This is a genomic window from Enterococcus raffinosus (genome assembly GCF_018917525.1).
GTDB lineage: Bacteria > Bacillota > Bacilli > Lactobacillales > Enterococcaceae > Enterococcus_A > Enterococcus_A raffinosus_A.
In genome coordinates, this window is the sequence record NZ_JAHLOS010000026.1 from 1 (window position 1) to 20,211 (window position 20,211).

General features: G+C 38.2%; 16 protein-coding genes and 1 tRNA gene. 4 read left to right on the forward strand and 13 right to left on the reverse strand.

Annotated features, from left to right (window positions below; genetic code table 11):
* Positions 1 to 158: 158 nt before the first annotated feature.
* The 7 genes from KQI58_RS15110 to KQI58_RS15140 form a co-directional block, all read right to left on the reverse strand.
* Positions 159 to 968, reverse strand: coding sequence for an MBL fold metallo-hydrolase (locus tag KQI58_RS15110; RefSeq protein WP_216409879.1), 810 nt, complete (start codon positions 966 to 968; stop codon positions 159 to 161).
* 48 nt (positions 969 to 1,016) lie between these two features.
* The gene (locus KQI58_RS15115) at positions 1,017 to 1,862 is read right to left on the reverse strand and encodes a two-component system regulatory protein YycI (RefSeq protein WP_216409880.1); all 846 of its coding nucleotides are present in this window, start codon (positions 1,860 to 1,862) and stop codon (positions 1,017 to 1,019) included.
* Positions 1,863 to 3,176: a YycH family regulatory protein gene (locus tag KQI58_RS15120; protein ID WP_216409881.1), complete on the reverse strand. Its 1,314-nt coding sequence runs from the start codon at positions 3,174 to 3,176 to the stop codon at positions 1,863 to 1,865.
* Positions 3,173 to 5,002 carry a cell wall metabolism sensor histidine kinase WalK gene (gene walK / locus KQI58_RS15125; protein ID WP_216409882.1) on the reverse strand — a complete coding sequence of 610 codons (1,830 nt, stop codon included), beginning with the start codon at positions 5,000 to 5,002 and terminating at the stop codon, positions 3,173 to 3,175. Before walK ends, KQI58_RS15120 begins: the two co-directional genes overlap by 4 nt.
* 2 nt (positions 5,003 to 5,004) lie before the next feature.
* Positions 5,005 to 5,709 (reverse strand): response regulator YycF, encoded by a 705-nt coding sequence (gene yycF, locus KQI58_RS15130; RefSeq protein ID WP_010780067.1) that lies wholly within the window; start codon positions 5,707 to 5,709, stop codon positions 5,005 to 5,007.
* Positions 5,710 to 5,927: 218 nt separating this feature from the next.
* Positions 5,928 to 6,785 (reverse strand): DegV family protein, encoded by an 858-nt coding sequence (locus KQI58_RS15135; RefSeq protein ID WP_216409883.1) that lies wholly within the window; start codon positions 6,783 to 6,785, stop codon positions 5,928 to 5,930.
* Complete coding sequence (locus KQI58_RS15140; RefSeq protein ID WP_216409884.1) at positions 6,775 to 7,323, reverse strand: DUF1836 domain-containing protein; 549 nt, start codon at positions 7,321 to 7,323, stop codon at positions 6,775 to 6,777. Before KQI58_RS15140 ends, KQI58_RS15135 begins: the two co-directional genes overlap by 11 nt.
* A 155-nt stretch (positions 7,324 to 7,478) precedes the next feature.
* On the opposite strand from KQI58_RS15140, the gene KQI58_RS15145 reads away from it, so the two are divergent.
* Together KQI58_RS15145 and KQI58_RS15150 are read left to right on the forward strand one after the other, a co-directional pair.
* Positions 7,479 to 7,551: transfer RNA gene (locus tag KQI58_RS15145), tRNA-Lys, on the forward strand.
* A 449-nt stretch (positions 7,552 to 8,000) separates the two neighbouring features.
* Positions 8,001 to 9,194, forward strand: coding sequence for an LPXTG cell wall anchor domain-containing protein (locus tag KQI58_RS15150; RefSeq protein ID WP_216409885.1), 1,194 nt, complete (start codon positions 8,001 to 8,003; stop codon positions 9,192 to 9,194).
* A 427-nt stretch (positions 9,195 to 9,621) separates the two neighbouring features.
* Here KQI58_RS15150 and KQI58_RS15155 read toward each other — a convergent pair whose 3' ends face one another.
* Positions 9,622 to 12,276 carry an SEC10/PgrA surface exclusion domain-containing protein gene (locus tag KQI58_RS15155; RefSeq protein ID WP_216409886.1) on the reverse strand — a complete coding sequence of 885 codons (2,655 nt, stop codon included), beginning with the start codon at positions 12,274 to 12,276 and terminating at the stop codon, positions 9,622 to 9,624.
* A 633-nt stretch (positions 12,277 to 12,909) separates the two neighbouring features.
* Between KQI58_RS15155 and KQI58_RS15160 the strand changes: the two genes are divergently transcribed.
* Complete coding sequence (locus tag KQI58_RS15160; RefSeq protein WP_216409887.1) at positions 12,910 to 13,119, forward strand: LPXTG cell wall anchor domain-containing protein; 210 nt, start codon at positions 12,910 to 12,912, stop codon at positions 13,117 to 13,119.
* A gap of 553 nt (positions 13,120 to 13,672) precedes the next feature.
* Here KQI58_RS15160 and KQI58_RS15165 read toward each other — a convergent pair.
* From KQI58_RS15165 to opp3b, 4 genes are read right to left on the reverse strand one after another with little or no spacing between them, the layout of a single operon-like run.
* Complete coding sequence (locus KQI58_RS15165) at positions 13,673 to 14,626, reverse strand: ABC transporter ATP-binding protein (RefSeq protein ID WP_216409888.1); 954 nt, start codon at positions 14,624 to 14,626, stop codon at positions 13,673 to 13,675.
* Between the two features lie 27 nt (positions 14,627 to 14,653).
* Positions 14,654 to 15,700, reverse strand: a complete 1,047-nt coding sequence (locus KQI58_RS15170; RefSeq protein WP_216409889.1) for an ABC transporter ATP-binding protein — start codon at positions 15,698 to 15,700, stop codon at positions 14,654 to 14,656.
* 7 nt (positions 15,701 to 15,707) lie between these two features.
* Positions 15,708 to 16,742, reverse strand: coding sequence for an oligopeptide ABC transporter permease (gene opp3C, locus KQI58_RS15175; protein ID WP_216409890.1), 1,035 nt, complete (start codon positions 16,740 to 16,742; stop codon positions 15,708 to 15,710).
* On the reverse strand, positions 16,742 to 17,683 hold the full coding sequence (gene opp3b, locus KQI58_RS15180) for an oligopeptide ABC transporter permease (protein ID WP_216409891.1): 942 nt from the start codon (positions 17,681 to 17,683) through the stop codon (positions 16,742 to 16,744). The genes opp3C and opp3b overlap by 1 nt, the downstream gene beginning before the upstream one ends.
* Before the next feature lie 137 nt (positions 17,684 to 17,820).
* On the opposite strand from opp3b, the gene KQI58_RS15185 reads away from it, so the two are divergent.
* Entirely contained in the window at positions 17,821 to 18,165 is a 345-nt protein-coding gene (locus KQI58_RS15185; RefSeq protein ID WP_216409892.1) for a DUF3899 domain-containing protein, read from the forward strand.
* An 89-nt stretch (positions 18,166 to 18,254) separates the two neighbouring features.
* Here the strand turns inward: KQI58_RS15185 and KQI58_RS15190 are convergent, their stop codons facing one another.
* Complete coding sequence (locus tag KQI58_RS15190) at positions 18,255 to 19,916, reverse strand: peptide ABC transporter substrate-binding protein (RefSeq protein ID WP_216409893.1); 1,662 nt, start codon at positions 19,914 to 19,916, stop codon at positions 18,255 to 18,257.
* Positions 19,917 to 20,211 lie beyond the last annotated feature (295 nt).

The window sequence follows — 20,211 nt, forward strand, 5'->3', positions numbered from 1 at the left end:
GTAAAATATTGGGTTTCATCTCTCTAGTTTAATAGGAAAAAGACCAGATGAAAAGCGGTCAAAAGATTGATGTATCAATCCTTTGACCGCTTAAAATGTTATACTTCCTTTAATGTTAAGAAAAAACGGCAAGCCTACAAAAGTGGCTTGCCGTTTTTTTAGATCGCATATAATTCAGTTGCGCTATCTGGGTCGGTATCAAAAATTTGAAACTGATGATTTACACCCAGATCATAACGTGTGAGTGTTTCTTCCATCGTCATATGCGCCAATTCCTTCATATTATTTTCTTTACTTAAATGTCCTAAATAAATTCGCTTCGTCCGGTCGCCTAAAATGTCAGTCATAACTAAGGCTCCATCATCATTGGACAAATGACCGCGATCGCCTAAAATTCGTTGTTTCAGGCTCCAAGGATAAGCGCCCATCCGTAACATTTCCAAATCGTGATTACTTTCAACTAAGTATGCATCAGCATCTCGAATCGTTCCTCTCACATGCTCACTAGCATACCCAGTATCCGTCAGCATCACGAAAGAATGTCCATCCTTATAGAAACGGTAAAATTGTGGCGCAGCAGCATCATGTGAAACACCAAAACTTTCGATGTCTAAATCACCAAAAGTTAGTACTTTCCCCATCTCAAAGATCTGTTTCTGTTCCACATCAACTTTTCCAATCAAAGGAGCCATCGCTTCCCAAGTTTTTTCGTTGGCGTAAACAGGTAATTTATATTTTCTCGCTAAAACTCCAACACCATGGATATGGTCGCGGTGTTCATGAGTGACTAAAATCGCATCTAGATCCTCAGGCTTTCGATCGACCTCTGCCAATAGCGAAGTGATTTTTTTCCCGCTCAACCCAGCATCAACCAAGATTCTTTTTTGCGGACTTTCTAGATATAAAGAATTTCCAGTACTACCGCTGGCTAAAATGCTGATATTGAAGGCATTATTCATTTCTAACATGAGCAATTGGTCCCCTTTTTTAAAACTGTCCTCAGTATACAACCCTTTTTATGGATTTTCCACCTTTGGAACTAAATTATTCGTAATCACCTGATTATTTAACGCATTGACTTTTTCAATCTGCGTTGTCTTGTCCGGGGTTCTTATTTTGACAAACCACACTGGAACATAGACATTTTTTTCCCGCACCTCAAGCGTTCTAAAATAGCCCAGATAAATATTAGTAATTGTTGAATTACTTGGAATACTATTATTAATGTATAGCGTATTTAAAATCTCTTTTTCAGAATAAAGCGTCATTTTCTCACGTAAGGGTTCAATTTCTTTCAGACGCGTCTGAGTATATTTCATGATCTGTTCCTGATCATTATTTTTCTCAATATCTATCGTCACACGGGAGGTCTCGTCAACAAAAGGAATTCCTTCATAGGATTGAGCTCCGACAATTTTACTTAATTCATCATCCTTCTTAGAAATATCCGGCAAGTATGTATACTCTTGCCCATCCATAATAAAGTCTGCATCCTTCATGAGGCGATTAAAACTGCTAGTCGCTTTTTTCAAATCAAATTTTGTCTCTCCACCTGGATAACTCGTCAATACTCGGTCTGAGATATTTGAATTTCTCGCAATTGTTTGATTTCCAGAGGCACTCAGCAACGTTTCAAAATTATCTTGCTCGGCACTTAAATAATACCCTTCACTATGCTCATCAGAGACAGCTTCCTTGACCTTGATTTCATCATTATCCAAACGTTGTAAAATATCTTCTCGCTGATTCGAACTTGTAACAAGACTTTGTTCATGTTGATTGTTCCAATAAATACTGAAAAGGAAGATGTTCAATCCAATAAAGACGAGAAAAAAGATCCATTCGATTTTTCTGAAATCCAATTAGCTCGCCTCCGTTTCAAAGTTTCCTTGCATCAGCTGATTAGCAGAATACCAATTGTTGTCATATTTGACAAACCACTCTGGAGTCAAAGCAACTAATTTATTCACACCATCAATATCTTGCCATGTGTAGCCAATAATAAAACTTTGAACTTTATCTAGATCAAAGCCTACCGCAGCCAGACTATTTTCAACTTCCAATGTGCTAGGTAACTCTACTTCTTCATCTGAAGGAATTGGCACCTGAACAGTATCCATACTCGTTTCAATCTTAATTTGCGGTGTCGATGCAGTAGTTGATTCTTCAATCTTCACACTCATTTTTCCTTTTGAGGATGGGCTAAATATCGGATACCCTTCAACAAAAATTCGAAAATTGACTTGACCTTCATGATGATCAAAGTAGCGGAGATTACCAACAGCCGTTCCTAAGCGGCTAACATAGTTGAAGCTTTGACTATATACACTTTCCTTAGACAAATCATTTGGTAACTCACCATTAAAGGTAACCAAACGTTTTTGTTCGTCCATCACGAGTTCTTCGTGTCCACTAACAAAGGAACGCATACCGCTTTCTTCTTCCTCGCCTCTTGCTTGATCAGGGTTTTGGAAGAATGCATTCCGAAAAAGTGAATAAGATTGTGTAGTCAAAATATAACTATATTTTTTTAAACGAACTCGATCTTTCGTACGCAAAAGACGAGGGACAAAAGGATTCTCAGCCGACATTGGTAAATATTTTTCTTGGTTCTTTTGATAAATCGTTTCTAAACCAGTGAAATCTGCCGAAATCGTCGCTTCGTACACTGTATCCTTACTATAATTTAGGAAGCGAATTTTTTTCTTGGAAAAATCTACTTGTATTTTTGAAAAAGTCAGTTTTTCTGATTCCTTCACTGAATTCAAGTTAATCGGCATATCAAAAACCTTCACGTACTCGGTCAAAGAAAAACCGCCTTCGTAATTTAGCTCGATTCCGTCATCTAAGTTATAGTAATTCTGTATCTCTTCTTCACCCTGTGCGACCTCTTGAAGCTGACCATAGGTACTTTCGGTTAGACGTGCTTGGGTCGTAGCCAATAGATTTTCACTACTTGTTTGAAACTTCCCCTCGCTCACATCCCAAATACCGCGAATCGGTAAAAAAGCATCTGTCGCTTTCGCGTAATTCTGGTCGTTTTTCACTGCTTGCTTACTTGTGTTGATATCGGCAGTTTTTGAGGTAGGACTGAGCCAAATGGCATAGGTTAAGACGAGGCTGAGCAAGATCAGAACAAAAAGCGCAGTACGGATAATTTTTTCTGATAGTTTCATTCCCAAATATCCTCCTCATAAGGTTCATAAGGTAAAGAAATATAAAAGGTGGACCCTCTACCTTCGACACTTTCAACCCAAATTTGGCCTTGATGGGCCTTCATAACTTCTTTGGAGATGGCCAAACCTAATCCAGTGCCCCCTTGCTGACGAGCCCGAGCCTTATCCACACGATAGAAACGTTCAAATACTTTTTCCAAATCTTTCTTAGGAATCCCCAATCCTTCATCAGAAATACTTAAAACAACATTGTTATGGGTTTCCATTAAGTGAACTTCGATCTTTCCGCCATCTGGTGAATACTTGATCGCATTATTCATGATATTATCAATTACCTGCATAATCTTATCTGTGTCGATTTCAACCCATAAATCGCGTTCTGTAAACTCACGGATGATTCGGTAATTTTTCTCTTGGCTGTTCACCATCATGTCGAAACGATCCAAAATATAATCGACTAGTTCATTGAAGTTAACCAATTCAAGATCCATCTGCTGTGCTCCAGAATCCATGCGAGAAAGATTTAATAGATCATTGATCATACGAATCATACGGTCTGTTTCCCCTAAAGTCACATGGATAAATTCTGGCGCGACGGTCTTATCCTCCCACGCTCCTTCTTCTAATGCTTCTAAATAGCTACGAACACTAGTTAAAGGCGTACGTAGTTCATGAGAGACATTCGAAACGAATTGACGACGCTCTTCCGCCGTTTTTTCTTGTTCAGTGACATCATGGATAACAACAACTAAACCGCTGATAAAACCAGATTCACGACGGATCATGGCGAAATCTGATCGTAACGTCATGCGATCTTCCTCAGAGTCAGATTTTGAACGTTCAATCAGAATTTCTTCCGGTGTCTCTAATAATTTTCGTAAAGTATACTCTTCTTCTAAATCCAGCAAAGTTAAAATTGATTGACCGATTGCCTGTTCATTCGTGGTGTTCAACAAGGACAAAGCCATCTCATTGATAGTAATAACTTTCCCACGACGATCCGTAGCGATAACGCCATCTGTCATATGGGTTAAAACGCTATCTAGACGATTTCGCTCTGCTTCCATCGTATCTTGCGCATCTTCAATCCGATCAGATAGTTTATTGAAGGTCTCTGCCAGTTGACTTAATTCGTCGTGTCCTTGAACATCAACCTTTTCTGAATAATCACCTTGTGCGATTCGTACTGCTTGTTTTTGCATTTCCTTGATCGGCTTTGTAATGGAACGCGCCACCAATAATGCCACAACAATTGAAATTAACCCTGCAATCAAAGAAGCAGTGAAGAAAATCAATGCAGTATTACCGATTTCCGAGTATTTCTGTTCAATATCGCTCTTAACATAAAGAGCCCCGATCACAGCCGAATCGCCGGTCGGGGACTGAATAGGTTGAACATTGATATATACCCGTTTATTATTGTCATCCAAAGTGACGTATTGTTTCATTGAAAAATCGTCGATATCACTGTATTCGTTTCGCTTTCCAACGATAGAATCTTTTTGTCCTACATCATTTGTAGCTAAAACGATTCCTTTGTCGTCTACGACCCACATTTCCTTAATATCGGCTGCGGAATTATTTTCTAAGAGACGTTGCAACTGATCTGCTTCATTCTCACTATCCTCCGCTATAGTTGAACCAAGTGTTGTACTCAATAATGCTACTCTTTGATTCATTTCTTTAGTAAAATTCTCGATCGTTGATTTTTCAAGTCCACGAATAAAATAGGCCCCGATGATCTCAATTGATATCAGTAAGATTAGAATAAATGAAAAGGCAATCTTAAAATTGACTGATCGGTAAAAACGGACTTTCTTTTCCATACTTACTCCTGTTCAGGGTTGCGTAAATAATAACCTACGCCACGTCTTGTTACTAAATAGGTTGGATGGCTTGGATTGTCCTCAATTTTTTCCCGTAGACGACGTACAGTCACATCTACAGTCCGCACATCACCAAAATAGTCGTAGCCCCAAACAGTTTGTAGAAGATGTTCACGAGTCATCACTTGGCCAATATGTTTTGCTAAGTAATGCAGCAATTCAAACTCACGATGAGTTAATTCAATCGTGTCACCATGCTTGGTTACCATATAAGCGTCTGGATGAATCGTTAAGTCCCCGATCGTTAAATCACTTTGCGTTGTATTTTCTTCTTCCTTTGGAGCCTGTCCACCCCGACGTAAATTCGCTTTTACACGGGCCACTAATTCACGATTAGAGAACGGTTTAGTTACATAATCGTCCGCCCCTAATTCCAATCCTAAAACCTTATCGATCTCAGAATCTTTAGCCGTAACCATAATGATCGGCATTTCATGGGTCTTGCGTACTTCACGAGCCACTTCCAAACCGTCCTTTTTAGGTAACATCAAATCTAATAAAATCAAATCTGGATTGACCTCTTCGACTTTTTCCAAGGCTTCTTCACCGTCATAAGCAGTAAAGACTTCGTAGCCTTCTTTGGTTAAATTGAATTTCACGATGTCCGAAATCGGCTTTTCATCGTCAACTACTAGAATTTTTTTCACTAAGAGTCACCTCATACCTTTATAAGATTGTATGTACGCCATACCATTATACAATAATTTCAAAGCTGTTTCATCTTTTCAAACAGACGACGAATCTTTTACAACTATTACTTAAGAAAAACTAGATAAAATATTCAATTATTGAAGCCATAATAAAAAAGATGAGCACACGCCCATCTTTAATCCCGGAATTTCTAGTAGAGACTTACGCCTTCACACTAATCCAATACTTGGCATACCACGCCCAGCGAGCCAGGGCCCGTGTGGACTGACAATGCCGGTGAGACTTTCCCGAAATAAATATTCTCGGCTGTAGGAAATAGTTCTTGTAATCGTTGCTTAATTTTCTCAGCTGTTTCCAAGGCATCAGCTTGCGTTACTGCTAAATTAAAACGCTTGTGATTACCAACATGCTCTTTTACTAGCTGAAGTGTTTTGTCGATACTCTTGTTTAATCCTCGTACCTTTGCAACGGTATAGTAAATGCCATCTGAATTACATGAGATGATCGGCTTCAATTTCAAGGCACTGCCTAATAAAGAAGAAACTAATCCAATCCGTCCACCCTTTTGCAGGTATTCCAATGTATCAACATTGAAAAAGATTTTTGTTTTCGGAATCTTACTTTCGACTTCCGAGATAACTTCCATAAAAGACTTCCCTTGTTTAACTAAATCACCAGCATAGATTGCTAAAATTCCCGCACCGATCCCGACATTCTTTGTATCAATTGACTGAAAGACTAAGCCTTCATAATGTTCACCCAGCACTCGCAAGGCATTGTACGTTCCACTTAATCCGCTAGAAATCGTTACGATGATTACATGTGTATATCCTTGCTCTTTAATTTCATCAAAAACTTTATGAATCAACTCTCCGTCAGGTAAAGAGGTCGTTGGTAGTTCTTTTTTGATCAATGGAAAAATAGTATCAGAACTGATATCAATCCCATCTCGGTATTCTCGATCACTAAAAATGATCCGTAATGGTACCATAAAAAAAGGGCCATTATCTATAACTTCCTTTGGAACATCCGTCCCAGAATCAACTAAAATCGCAATTTTCTCATTCATCATTTTCGCCTTCTTTCTGTTTATCCAATTGAATGATTTTTTCAGCTAACATTTTTTGTGTGAATGAAGCGACAGCGCTTTCCATCGCCAAATAATAAAAATCATCGCTTCTACGAGTCAAATGAACATCTTCACCCAAAACGATTTTAGCCACTTGCAGCAATGCTTCTTCTTGTACCGCACAAAAGCTATTATAAGCATCCTTCGGTTCATTGATCGCCAATTGCATACGAATCAATTCGTTGATATCTGGAATTGCAAAAACTTGTTTCAATAAGGTTATCGCAATTAGATATGCCAAATGATTCCGATTGTATCTTTTTTTGACTGGCGGTGGTACTAATTTATGCTTAACATAATTGTTGACCATCGCACTAGATAAAAGTTGATGTTTCTCATCTTCGATCAGTGGCGATAAATATCGGTCAACTAGAGTAATAACTTGATCCATATATAATTCTAGTTCGGGCAATTCTTCCCAGCGAGGCAACTGTAATTCTTTTAATCCCTCTGCCCAAGATCTGAGCTTAGTATCTTCCATTTTTACACCCCTTTCATTGTCATTTTATCAAAATTACGGAAATTATACAATATAGTTTTGAAAACTAGATAATTGAAGAAACTTTTAGCAAAATTTTTTTAGTTTATTCTTGCAATTTTTTTTTCTCAGTGCTAACATATGAAAGTACTTTGTTTGGGCCGTTAGCTCAGTTGGTAGAGCAGCTGACTCTTAATCAGCGGGTCGCGGGTTCGAGCCCCTCACGGCCCATTGGGTGCCAAACCCACGTCACCAGTGCATTCTTGGCTACTTCGGTAGTTTAGAAAAGAATGTGCGTGGTGGCATTTTTTTGTTTTCAGATGTATCTTTAGGATGAAATGTCTCAATCAAACAACTATATCTTAAGCCTTTTAATTAAGAATAGGATCATTCTTTACGTTTTAGAGGATGAATCCTATTTCGTCACTATGACTACAAAAATTTCAATTCTATTTAAAATATAAAATAAGCCACCGGTACATAGTTTACGTTTTCTGACGTTTTAACTAAAATGTACGCGGTGGCTTTTTCTCTAATTATCTATATTTTATTAACATAAAAAGATATTTTATAACAATTATGTGATATATTTATATTTGATAAGGGTCGAAAATTATTTAAGTTGGTTTGTACATTATAAGATTTTTTTGTTGTTGTATTTAAGAATAAGGAGTGATTTCATGAAAAAAATAGTTTTGTTTAGTTTATTGGTATTGATTTTTCCTGCTGCTGCTCTAGCAGATACTTCTGAGAATATCTCTGATGAAATGACGACTCTCGACCAAGAACTCATTGTCGAATCTACATCCATACCTGAAGATAGCGCAAATGAAAGTCAAGCACCTACTGCTAGCGAAACTCAGACTTCGGATGAACCAACAGTTGAAAGTGAAGTAGCAATTCCTGAAGAAACACCCAGTATTGATAATGTCTCTACCGATGAAGCAATGTCAGCAACTGATGAAGCACTAACGGATTCTACAACGACTGAATCAACCACAAGTAATTCTGAAAACCTTGAAGAAAAGACAACTATCTCGCCAGCAGTTGTAGCAAACAGAGCACTATCAGCCGCTCCTAAAAAAATAGATCCTAAAGAAATAGCTGAAAAAACGAAACCAGTTCTAAATTTTCAAGAGGAATACCTTATTGTTGAATGGATATACCCGTGGCAAATTCGCGAAATATTGACCAAATCAAAATTTAAAATAGATCCATCAGAGCTGAGTGGTTACACAGACCAAGAATTAGAGAACGCCTTCAAATTGTTCGCGAATTACAGTGACGATATTATGTTCATGGATTGGAGTGCTTATGTTCATGTTCTACAAATGGTTTATAGAGATAAGGTAATCTCTTGGTCAGATGTTGAAAAAGCTCTATCTTTTAATTCTATTTTTTATGACACAACTGATGAACTGGCTAAGGATATTGATAAATTACAAACTTACTTGCAAGTTCTTTATTCAAGTAAAGAAGGTCTTTTACAGATTAGACCTTTTACAAATGAAGAACTGCTTCAAATTTTGAATGATCTCAGCGGCTACGAAGAAGAATTAAGTAAGAAACATAGTTTGTTCTCAGGTATTCTCCACTGGCTTTATAATTCTCAAGAAGAAAATGCAATCAGACCAGTTACACCAATTTTTAGTCTGTCAACATCGCTTAATTCTGTTGTTGGAAATAGTGCATCTATTCCAAGAACAAACTCAATCCCTGTAAATATGCAAAACAATAACGCACAAATGAAAGCAACTGCCCAAAAAGAATATCCTAGAACCGGTGAAAAAAATACTCTTGCACTATCGATCATCGGGATTACCTGCTTATTTATTTCAGGTTTTATTCTTTTAGAGAGACGCTTTCGTATCTAATTAGTCCGCTACTACTTGAATCAAAACCAGCTGCTCAAAATCCTTTTAGTAGGCTCTGAGCAGCTGATTTTCTCAAAAAGTTGTTGCTGTTCTCATTTCTAGTGTTTGATATCTGCATTAAAAATTAAAGTAGGTGTTTTCATGGACTAGCTTGACAAGCATATGGAAGATTTTTACTTTAAAAGTAACTGTGTTTCATCAAAAAGGGCTGGGATAACTAGAAGTAGTCTTGATGTGAATGAAAAGGTCGTCCCATAAATCAAAATTTGGATAATTGCACAACATCAATGAAAAATAAATTTTTCACTAAGATAAACGTCAAAATAATATTTATCCGATTTAAACTTAAACCGCCCCTAAAAGTTAGCTTTTGTCTAACTTTTAGGGGCGGTTATTTCAATCCTAAAAAAAAATCCTTTTGTTTATTTTATTTAATAATACGACGATCTCGTTTATCAATCGTTGCAAATCCTAATGTTCCTAAAAGACTAATTAGAAGTGCTCCTAGAATTGACAACTTAGGATTTTTAGAAAATCCCGTTTGAGGCAAAATCGAACTCGATTTGATGATAGGTGTCGCTAAAGCGATTCCTTTATCTTCACGATCCCGCATTTTTGATGAACTTTTCAAATTTATTATCTGTGATTGGCTCTTTGAAGCTCCCTTTGACTCATCAGCAATAATCGGAGTGCCTGTGTTTGATTGATTATTTGACTGGTCTTTAACAGAATCAATTGCTTCATCTAGATCAAGATAATTTTGAAGACTCTTTAGTTTCTCTATAGCTGCCTCCAACTTTTTCTTTGCTGCTTCTGCCTCAGCCTTTAAGGATTCATAGTTTTTCACATCATGATCAGCGGCATCCTTGGCACTTTCTGCTTTTCTTTGAGCGGCTTCATACTCAGCTTTTGCTTTTTCTAAGGCAATTTTTGCATCGGATAAAGTTTTTGAAGCATCTTCTAAATCTTTTACTTCAGCTTGTCTTTGAGATAGTGCTGCTTCGCCTGCTACTAATAATTTCTCGTTAGCCGCCAACTTTTCTTTAACAGTGATCAAGGTTTTGTTCGCTTCAACTAAATTCTCGTTTGCTTTGTCTAATTGTTCTTGTGCCTTGTCAAGAATTCTCTGTTGCGACTCTTCTTCTGCCTTTGCATCTACTAACTCTTTTTGTGCATCCTCCAATGCTCTAAGGTTCGTTTCTACATCTGAATTAAACCTGTCTACGATTGCTTGTGCCTTCTCAACCTTTGTCGTAGCCGTCTTAACGGCCTCTGTTGCTGCTGATAGCTTATCCTTGGTTTTTTGACTATCCGCTTGCTCCACTTCTAAAGCAGTTTCTGCTGCTTTAAGTTTTTGATTTGCCTCATTTGCCATAGTTTGTGCAGCCTTTAAATTATTTGTCGCAGTCTCTGCAGCTTTTTTCTTATCTGCTAATTCTTGTGTCAATTTTTCAATCTTAACTTGTGTATCACCATCATTGATGTCAGGAATGTCAATTGCTTCTGTATCGAATTTGGTTGCATCCTTGATATAGTAATTAACTGGTACAATTCCAAAGTGAGCAGAAAATGATGGGTAGCTCGCTTTGGAAAATGATACTGCAAAATAGCATTCATCTGTAGAATTCTCATACATTAGACCCGTAATACTATTAGCGTGCCCCCAGTTACTTCCACTATCTCCATATAAAAATTTCAACATTGCATTATAAATCAATCTCTTCAATTCAGCTTTATTGAGATTCCAAGAACTATCGGAAGTCATTGAACTAGAAGTATATGAATATAGATTTTCGTATAGATTTCCATCTGGATATTCTAACAGCCCATTGTTTTTTGCAGCCTGATTGATGGCATCATTATGATGCCCACTAAAGCCGCTCCAATCATCGGCCTCATACGCTTTAGCGATTTCATCTGCAAATTTCATTGATCCTAAAGAAACTGTCACATTTTTCATACCAAACTCTTGGCGAACAGAATTAATTAAGCGAGCTGCAAAAATCGATAATTCTTCTAAAAGCTCCATCGTCATATCCGCTTGACTATTAATCTTGATGGCTTGATCCGCTTCATTTGAATGAAAATTCGCATTTGTTTTTAAAGCCGCAGCATCCGCAGCTAAAAGTCGTTCTCTATTTGCTTCGCTACCATCAGCCATATATGCTTTTAGCGCGTTTACATATTCTTGTGTTACCACGATTTTGTTTAAATCTGCATTGGCTTCGGATTTTGCCTTATCCAAGTCACTTTGTGTTTTTTTGACATCTTCCTCTGTCTCTTGTTTTGTTTTTGCAGCGGCGTCCGCAGCAGCATTCGCTTCATTCGCCGCGGTCTGGGCAGTGTCCTTATTCGTTTGAGCACTTTCTTCTGCTGAGGCGGCCGTATCTGCCTCAGTGTTGGCCTCAGCCTCAGTGTTTTTCGCAGCTTCTAGTTCTTCCTTCGCTTTGTCCAAATTTTCATTAGCCTCGGCGGCCCCGTCTCCATTAACAATAGCTTGTGCCTCGTCCACTACTTGTTGCTTTTCATCAACCTTTTCTTGTGTTTTATCTAAATCCGTTTGAGCATTTTCAACCGCTTTTTGTTCAGTATTAACAGCTTCTTGTGCCGTCTTCACCTCTGATTCTGCTGATTCAACGGCCTCTTGGTCTTTCTTGATATCCTCTTTGATCGATTCATTCGCTTGTTCCTGTTCCAACACACTATTTTGTGCTTGCTCAATCTTTTCTGGTGTTGCTTTTTCAGCTTCAGATACTGCCTCTTGTGCTTTATCAACGGCTTCTTTTGCGATCGTTTCCTCGTTTTGTGCTGCGTCTGCCACCGCTTTTGATGCATCTGATGCTTCTTTTGCAGCATTTGCTTGTGTTTGAGTAGTATCTGCTGCTTCTTGCGCAATATCTACTTCTGATTGCGCCGTTTCTATTGCTTGTTTCATCGCTACTTTTGAATTTTCAGCAGATGACGAGTTTACTTGAGTGATAGTGTCATTTGAATCGGCCTGAACCTCTGTCGAATTCGATAATCCAAAGCCTACCATTGTTGCAAGAGTCGCCGAAAATAAAGCAATATTTTGTTTTTTCATTCTTCTTCCCACCTTCAGTCATTATTTCTCATTTCTGCTAGAAGTAAACAACACAAATGAACTCTCATAAAATCCCCCTTCGTTAAAAACGCTTTCAAAAAAATGAAACTAGCGTTTTTTTAATTATGCTTATCTCCCTCCATTTCTGACAGCAATAGTTTATTTTCATCCTCAAAAAAAATAATAACCATTATGATCATTAAACATTTATTATTTTATCATATTTAAAATCATTTTAATAATGTTTACGCGCATATTATCCACATTTAGTTTATATTCAAATCGTCAAATGTATTAGATATTACTACCTGATTACCATCACCAATCGCTGATTAAACATTCTTTCTCCCTTAACTTTTCCTGTCGATTTTTTTCAAAACAATCCTCGCTATTTACCATTAGTCAATAATTAAACGAATATTCTTTCCTATACTATGAGGAGTCTATGCTAAAGTCGTTCTCATCAGTAAATCACTGTTTTAACTTATACCAAGAAACTAGTTCTGATATCGTAAACGAACTTCTTAATGACATTTATCTCAACATAATGTAGATCAATTATAAGCTTACTTGCCAATCCTTTATTCAAATCAGACTGATTACTTGCCATTACGTCACTTCACAAACGAAGAAATGTTACACATTTTAAATCACCTTAGCGGCGCAGAGGATCAATTGAGTGCAGCTAACGGGCTCTTCTCTGGCCTCGAACATTGGCTTTATTCTTCTCAAAAAGAATACCCTAAGACAGGAGAACGACCTACGCTCTCTTTAACAATCCTAGGTGCCAGATTATTCTTTGTCTCAGGCTTGATACTTTTGAAGAAACGTATTCGTTTTTAAAAGAACGATCGATGGACTTCACACATTAAGAAGTTTTTGTAACGGTTTTTTTGTTATTTTTCAAATTTAGATACGAGTAAAAAAAGGCGACACACTTGACTCTTGTTAAAAACAAGATCAAATGTGTCGCCTTTTTTATTTTTAATAAGCTAACTATTTTCCCTTATCAGTAAAAATAAAACAGGTACTCTGAGATTCACTTTCTAGCTCTATTTGTACGTGAGAATAAAACTATACCGACTGAAAGTCTTTTTTTAAATTTGAGATGCCTGTAATTTGCTGCTTTAGAAAAATTGCTATTCATACAAAATGAATTGGTTATTTTTCATCCTGTTCTCAAGTCAGGAACATCTTCCTGGGCTTACGTTTATCCTTCAGCAGCGACGATTTATCTTTCACTAGAATTTCTTCCTTAACTTCAGTCAGTACTTCGGTATAAATATGATTGTTCTCTTTATAAACTTTAGATGTTACTGGCCGCCCACTTTTGTGTCATCAACTTTTTACTCTCATTTTGAAAAAGACCTGATTTTACTTTCTTTTTTGGCTTTTTTTAAACAGCTAAGGCTTTTTCGTTTTTCAAATGCTGCAATTTTTTCTTATAATAGGCAACTTCATCCTCAGAAGAATAGATAAAGTGACCCGGTGCGATTTCCCGCAGTGAGCGGGCTTTGCCATCGTGCGGCTCTGTCTGGTATTTGATCCGACGACGTTGACGCTCATGATCGGGGTCAGGCATCGGAATCGCAGACAGCAGACTTTCTGTATAAGGATGAACTCCATAGTGATAAATTTCATCACTTGTTCCGACTTCTAACAGATGCCCATTGTTCATTACTCCGATTCGATCACTAATGTGTTTCACCATTGAGAGATCATGAGCGATAAATAGATAAGTCAGATTATGTTCTTTCTGTAAATCTTGCAACAGGTTTACTACCTGCGCTTGGATGGAAACGTCTAATGCCGAGATTGGTTCATCACAGATAATGAAACGTGGACGGACTGCTAATGCGCGTGCGATCCCGATACGTTGCCGTTGACCCCCGGAAAATTCATGTGGATAGCGTGTCCCATGACTTGGATTCAGACCAACTGTTTCTAACAAATCGTTCACGATCTTGTCTCTTTCTTTTGGCGTTTTAGCTAGACCATTAACATCGATCCCTTCTGCAATAATATCTTTGACTTTCATTCGCGGATTTAAAGAAGCATATGGATCTTGAAAAATCATTTGAACATCACGGCGAAACTCAGCCAATGCTGCTTTCCCGTGGATTTTTGTTACATCTTTTCCATCAAAAAGTATTTCTCCGTCTGTTTTTTGATTTAAACGGATGATCGTTCGACCAGTAGTGGACTTTCCACTACCGGATTCTCCTACTAAACCAAATGTTTCCCCTTCATTAATATGAAAACTCACATCGTTGACGGCACGAACTTCATTTTTACTGCCAGTATTAAAATACTGTTTTAAATGTTTTACTTCTAGTAATCGTTTTTCCATCTTAGTCCTCCATTTTCTTCGCTAAAGTTAAGCGGAATATTGGTTTTGTTTCTTACGGAAAATATCCCAACGTCGTTGAATCTCAACTGGAGGTGTCACAGCAGGCGCTTGCGGAGCAAGTAGCCAAGTTGCCGCCTTGTGGGTTTCAGATAATTCAAAAAATGGTGGTTCCATTTCAGTATCGATTTTTAACGCAAACTCATTACGAGGGTAGAACGCATCTCCTTTTGGCGGATCTAATAAATCGGGAGGTGAGCCCGGAATTGCGTATAAGCGATCATTCTCGCTCTCTAGCGTCGGCATTGATCCAAGCAAGCCCCAAGTATATGGGTGCTGCGGATTGTAGAAAATTTCTTCGGCGGTACCAACCTCGATAATTTTACCCGCATACATTACCGCTACACGATCGGCCACATTTGCCACGACACCTAGGTCATGGGTGATAAAAATAATTGAGGTTTCGATTTTTTCTTGAATCTCTTTTAACAATTCCAAAATTTGTGCTTGGATCGTTACATCCAGAGCAGTTGTTGGTTCATCTGCAATTAGAATTTCTGGATTACAAATCAAAGCGATAGCGATCACGATCCGTTGTCGTTGTCCACCAGAAAATTGATGAGGATAATTTTTCAAACGTTTTTCAGCATCAGGGATTCCTACTAGATTCAATAAGTCCAATGCCGCCTTCAAGCTTTCCTTCTTTGAAACCTTTTTGTGCTTGCGTAATGATTCAGCAACTTGCTTTCCGATTGTCATGGTTGGATCAAGTGAGGTCATCGGATCTTGGAAAATCATTGCGATTTCACGTCCGCGAATCTTTTGCATTTCTTTTTCGGATTTATCAACGATGTTTTGGCCTTTAAAAAGAATCTGGCCTTCATCAATAGTCGCATTGCTGGAAAGCAGACGCATGATCGTACGGGTGGTAACAGACTTTCCGCTGCCTGATTCCCCTACAATTGCCAGCGTTTCTCCTTTATTCAAATCAAAATCTACACCCCGAATGGCACGAACCTTTCCGGCATAGGTGTCGAACGAAATGTTTAAATTATTTACTTCTAAAATTTTCTCCATAATATCGTCACTCTTTCATTTTCGGATCGAATGCGTCACGTAGACCATCGGCTAGTAAATTGAAACAAATCATGATCAGTGAAATCGTCACTGCTGGAATCCATAATAAGTAAGGCAGATACAAGAAGGTTTTATACCCATCGTTCAATAATGTACCTAATGAAGCAGATGGCGGTGTCAGGCCTAACCCGATGAAGCTCAAGAATGCTTCAAAGAAAATTGCGGTTGGGATACTGAACATCATTTGAATAATGATCACACTGGAGATATTTGGAATGATATGCTTGAAGGCAATCTTCCATTTTGATTCACCCAGAGTCATTCCAGCTAAAACATATTCTTGATCTTTCAGCTTGAGGGTCTGGGCTCGGACAATCCGCGCCATCGGTATCCAGTTCGTGATAGCCATGGCAGCGACGATCGAGAAAATTCCCGGTTCAAAAACAACCAGCATCAGGATCATGACAACTAAGTTCGGAATCCCTGAAAGAATTTCCAAGAAACGTTGCATCGCATTATCCACTTTGCCGCCTAGCATTCCAGAAATCAATCCGTAAGCGACACCGATCGTTATATCGAAAAGTGCGGCGATAAAGGCGATCAACAGTGAAATACGCGTTCCCATAAACAAACGGCTTAGCACGTCACGACCTAGGCCATCTGTTCCTAAAAAGTAGTTCACATTATTGGGTACATCTGCTTGAGCGTATTTATCGACTAACTCGCCAGCGACCATGGTTTTTCCATTCAGTCCGTTGATGTTCAAACCTGGAACACGTGGCGGTAAATTAATATAATCAACATTTTGCTTACTTGGATTATGCGGCGAGACAAAAATCGTTAGGATCGAAATCGCGATAATCATGACCAAGAGTACCATCGAAATGGCTGCCGCTTTATTTTTCTTCAAGCGGCGCCATGAGTCTTGTAAAAAATTTAGTGAGGGTGCAGCAATCTCCTCGCGCTCCTCTTCGGTATTTTTTTGTAAGGGTTGAAATTCATCAGCGGGAATATCAACGATTGAAGGATATTTCATTTCCATTAGCTCTTGCTCCCTTCTGATAGTCGAATTCGAGGATCGACCAATCCATAAAGTAGATCGACGACTAGAATCACAAAGACTAGCATAAACGAATAAAGAATCGTCACTGCCATGATCGTAGGATAATCATTGGTCATGATTGATTTAACGAATTGCTCCCCGATACCTGGGATTGCGAAAATATTTTCCACAACTAACGAACCAGTCATTAGCGCCACGGCTAACGGTCCTAATAGAGTCATTAAGGGAATCAGGCTATTTCGCAGTCCATGCTTGAACGCAATTTCCCAACGGCTCAAGCCTTTTGCACGAGCTAGCTCAACATAATCACTATGCAAAACCTCCACCATTTCGGTTCGTATGAAACGAGCCGAATCGGCTAGCGGCGACATAGCTAACGCTAGAGTTGGCAGGATCGTATAAGCAAACCCTTCCCATTTGGCAATTGGTAAAATCTGTAATTTCATCGCGAAAATATACTGAAGGAAAACAGCGAAAACAAAGTTAGGAATCGAACGTCCTAAGATCGCTACTAAAGTTGAAGCAGTATCGGCCCATGAATTTTGTTTCATAGCCGAGATGGTACCTAAAACAATTCCGACGAAGGTTCCAAAAATGATCGCCTGCAAACCTAATTGCAATGAAGGTCCGATTCGTCCGGCTAGCAATGCTGCAACTGCTTGGTTTTTAAACTGGAAGGAAATTCCGAAGTTTCCTTGTACGAGGTTTGATAAGTAAATCCCGTATTGAACGATCACTGGTTTATCTAAACCAACTTGCTTATTCAACATAGCAATCGTTTCAGGACTTAAGCGTTCTTGATTGGTATAAGGTGTCCCTGGTAATAATTGCATCAAGAAGAATGTGATGGTAGCAATCAACCATAGGGTAATCAACATAAAAAAGACACGCTTTAAAAAATATTTCAAATAACTGCCCATGAGGTGCCTCCTAAAATAAGTCTGATGTTCCGTTCTTATATTTTGACTTCTACTTTTATTATGGTTTAGAGTAGAAAGACATTGTGAATAACTGTTTATCTGATTCACAATTGCTATTAACTATTGGAGTTGTATGTATGAAAAATAAATTATTTCCCATTGGAATCGGCGGAGGATTGTTGGTGATCATTACGATCTACTCGATCTTGAAAGGATCACTTACTTTTTTAACCTTATCTAACCGATTTTTCTTAATTGGACTACCATTTCTAATTATTGGTATCTTGTTTTGGATTTTTTCTTCAGGCTTCTTCGACCACTTTCAGCATTCGATGCATCAAGCCTTCAGTAGAAAACAAAAGAAAAAATCAGAATTTCAGTCTTTATCACAAGTTGGACAAGGACGTTATTCTTTTTGGTTGATCATTGCAGCTATTTTAATTTTAGCTTCGATCATCTGCGCATTATTGACATTGATTTAAAAGGAAGTTGGAACGTTACTCGTTCCAACTTCTCTTTATTTATCATCAACGCTTCAGAGTGCAGCTTGAAACGCTTCTTTCAACTAATGCTATTTTTCAACATACGTCCATTTATAGTCCCATGAAGCGCCGGCAGGATGATGAACGATGCCTTTGACTTTCTCGTTGACTAAATGAGCTTCAGATAGTTGATAAAGCGGTGCAACACCGGATTCCTTCGAAATGATCTCATTAGCTTTCTGTAAATCATCCCAACGAGCTTCTTCATCGCTAGCATCCTTATTGCCCGAATCATCAACTAATTTGTCATACTCTTCATTGCTCCAACGTCCACGGTTGTAAGAGTTTCCTGTTACAAACAAATCAGTGAAACTAGATGGATCGGCATAGTCAGCACCCCAACCACCAAGTAAAACATCAAAGTCTCCGGCATTCGATCGATCTAATCGAACAGAAAATGGCACTGGTGTTGGTTTCACGGTCATTCCTGGCAACGTGTCTTCCAGAACGCCTTGAATATACTCAATTACTTTTTTAGATGAGTCCGTATCAGAAGCCATCAATTCGAATGATAGTTTATCAATGCCTAATTCCTTTTTGGCTTTATTCCAATATTCTTTTGCTTTCTCTTTATCATAAGGAGCTAATTTACCAGCTTCTTTAGCAAAATCTTCATCAGTCTTAGGATTTTTTGACATACCTGATGGCACTAACCCAGTTGATACGACTGAACCATCACCTAATACTTGGTTCACTAAAGATTTACGGTTGATAGCATATGAAACAGCTTTACGTAAGTTTTCGTTTTTCCATGGTGAATCTGCTTTTCGTTGATTGTATTCAAGATAGCTTGTTCGTGCTTCTTTAAATGATTTATAGGCAGAATCATTGGCATTTTGTTGTGCCAATTCCCCAGACAAGATGACGTCATCGGCTTCACCATCTTTAAATAGATTCAACGAAGTAGATGATTCTTTTACAACATTGACTTTCACACTAGATAGTTTGACTTCGTCTTTATCCCAGTAAGTATCGTTTTTCTTGTATTCCCATTCTGTATCAGTACCAGGTCCATCAAATCCTTCTAACGTGAATGGTCCGTTGTAAACAGATTTGTCACTCTTAGTTGCGTATTCTTTCCCATTTGCTTCCACGACCTTCTGGTTTTGTGGGAAGAATGAAGGAAAGGCTAACAAGTAATCAAAATAAGGTGTTGGTTTTGCTAATTTGATTTCTAATTCATAATCACCAACTGCTTTAATCCCTAATTCCTCTGGAGCTTTTTTGCCAGCAGAGATATCCGCTGCATTTTCAATGGGTTCAAAAAGATACGCATATTCTGAAGCGGTTTCTGGCTTAACGGTACGCTGCCAGCCGAAAACATAATCTTTTGCTGTAACTGGGTCACCATTGGACCATTTAGCATCTTCTCTTAATTTAACAGTATAGGTCTTGCCGTCATCACTGACTTTCACTTTCTCGCCTGCGCCAGCTGGTTGAGGCTTGTTGTCTTTGTCTAGACGGTAGATTCCTTCATAAACATTATTTAGTGCAGTAAAACTGATTGTATCTGTTGCGACTGACAGATCGGCTGTCGGCATTTCTTGTTGGACCACTAAGTTGAATGTTCCGTTGTCCTTGGCTTTTGTGCTCGAACTGCTCTCATCAGTCGTTGCACTTTTGCCTCCATAACAACCCGCCAATGCGAGCCCGCAAATCGCGATAATACCATATGCAAATTTGTTCCTCATATCTTTTTCCCCTTTTGATTCAATTTTCAGAATAATTATGAAGTTCTGAATATGAAGAGTAGTTTAATCATTTGTTTTTAATAAATCAAACCATATGCTCCAAATGCTCTAATATTTTTTGTTCTTTTGTAAATTAATCCTAATAATTCTTGTAAAATCAGCAATTCTCCTAAAAAATTTTTTTCATACTAAAATCATTTTGCTGTTTTATGTTCTGCTCTTGCTTAGTGACATGCATATGATAGATAATTAAACGTCCATATATAGTAATAAAATTTTTCTAGATGTATGGAGA

Coding starts and splice junctions, on each gene's coding strand:
- KQI58_RS15140 (WP_216409884.1), bottom strand. CDS start 7,323: ATGGAAGATACTAAGCTCAGATCTTGGGCAGAGGGATTAAAAGAATTA.
- KQI58_RS15110 (WP_216409879.1), bottom strand. CDS start 968: ATGTTAGAAATGAATAATGCCTTCAATATCAGCATTTTAGCCAGCGGT.
- KQI58_RS15155 (WP_216409886.1), bottom strand. CDS start 12,276: ATGAAAAAACAAAATATTGCTTTATTTTCGGCGACTCTTGCAACAATG.
- KQI58_RS15190 (WP_216409893.1), bottom strand. CDS start 19,916: ATGAGGAACAAATTTGCATATGGTATTATCGCGATTTGCGGGCTCGCA.
- KQI58_RS15185 (WP_216409892.1), top strand. CDS start 17,821: ATGAAAAATAAATTATTTCCCATTGGAATCGGCGGAGGATTGTTGGTG.
- opp3C (WP_216409890.1), bottom strand. CDS start 16,742: ATGGAAATGAAATATCCTTCAATCGTTGATATTCCCGCTGATGAATTT.
- KQI58_RS15120 (WP_216409881.1), bottom strand. CDS start 3,176: ATGAAACTATCAGAAAAAATTATCCGTACTGCGCTTTTTGTTCTGATC.
- KQI58_RS15135 (WP_216409883.1), bottom strand. CDS start 6,785: ATGATGAATGAGAAAATTGCGATTTTAGTTGATTCTGGGACGGATGTT.
- KQI58_RS15165 (WP_216409888.1), bottom strand. CDS start 14,626: ATGGAAAAACGATTACTAGAAGTAAAACATTTAAAACAGTATTTTAAT.
- KQI58_RS15150 (WP_216409885.1), top strand. CDS start 8,001: ATGAAAAAAATAGTTTTGTTTAGTTTATTGGTATTGATTTTTCCTGCT.
- opp3b (WP_216409891.1), bottom strand. CDS start 17,683: ATGGGCAGTTATTTGAAATATTTTTTAAAGCGTGTCTTTTTTATGTTG.
- KQI58_RS15170 (WP_216409889.1), bottom strand. CDS start 15,700: ATGGAGAAAATTTTAGAAGTAAATAATTTAAACATTTCGTTCGACACC.
- KQI58_RS15160 (WP_216409887.1), top strand. CDS start 12,910: ATGTTACACATTTTAAATCACCTTAGCGGCGCAGAGGATCAATTGAGT.
- walK (WP_216409882.1), bottom strand. CDS start 5,002: ATGGAAAAGAAAGTCCGTTTTTACCGATCAGTCAATTTTAAGATTGCC.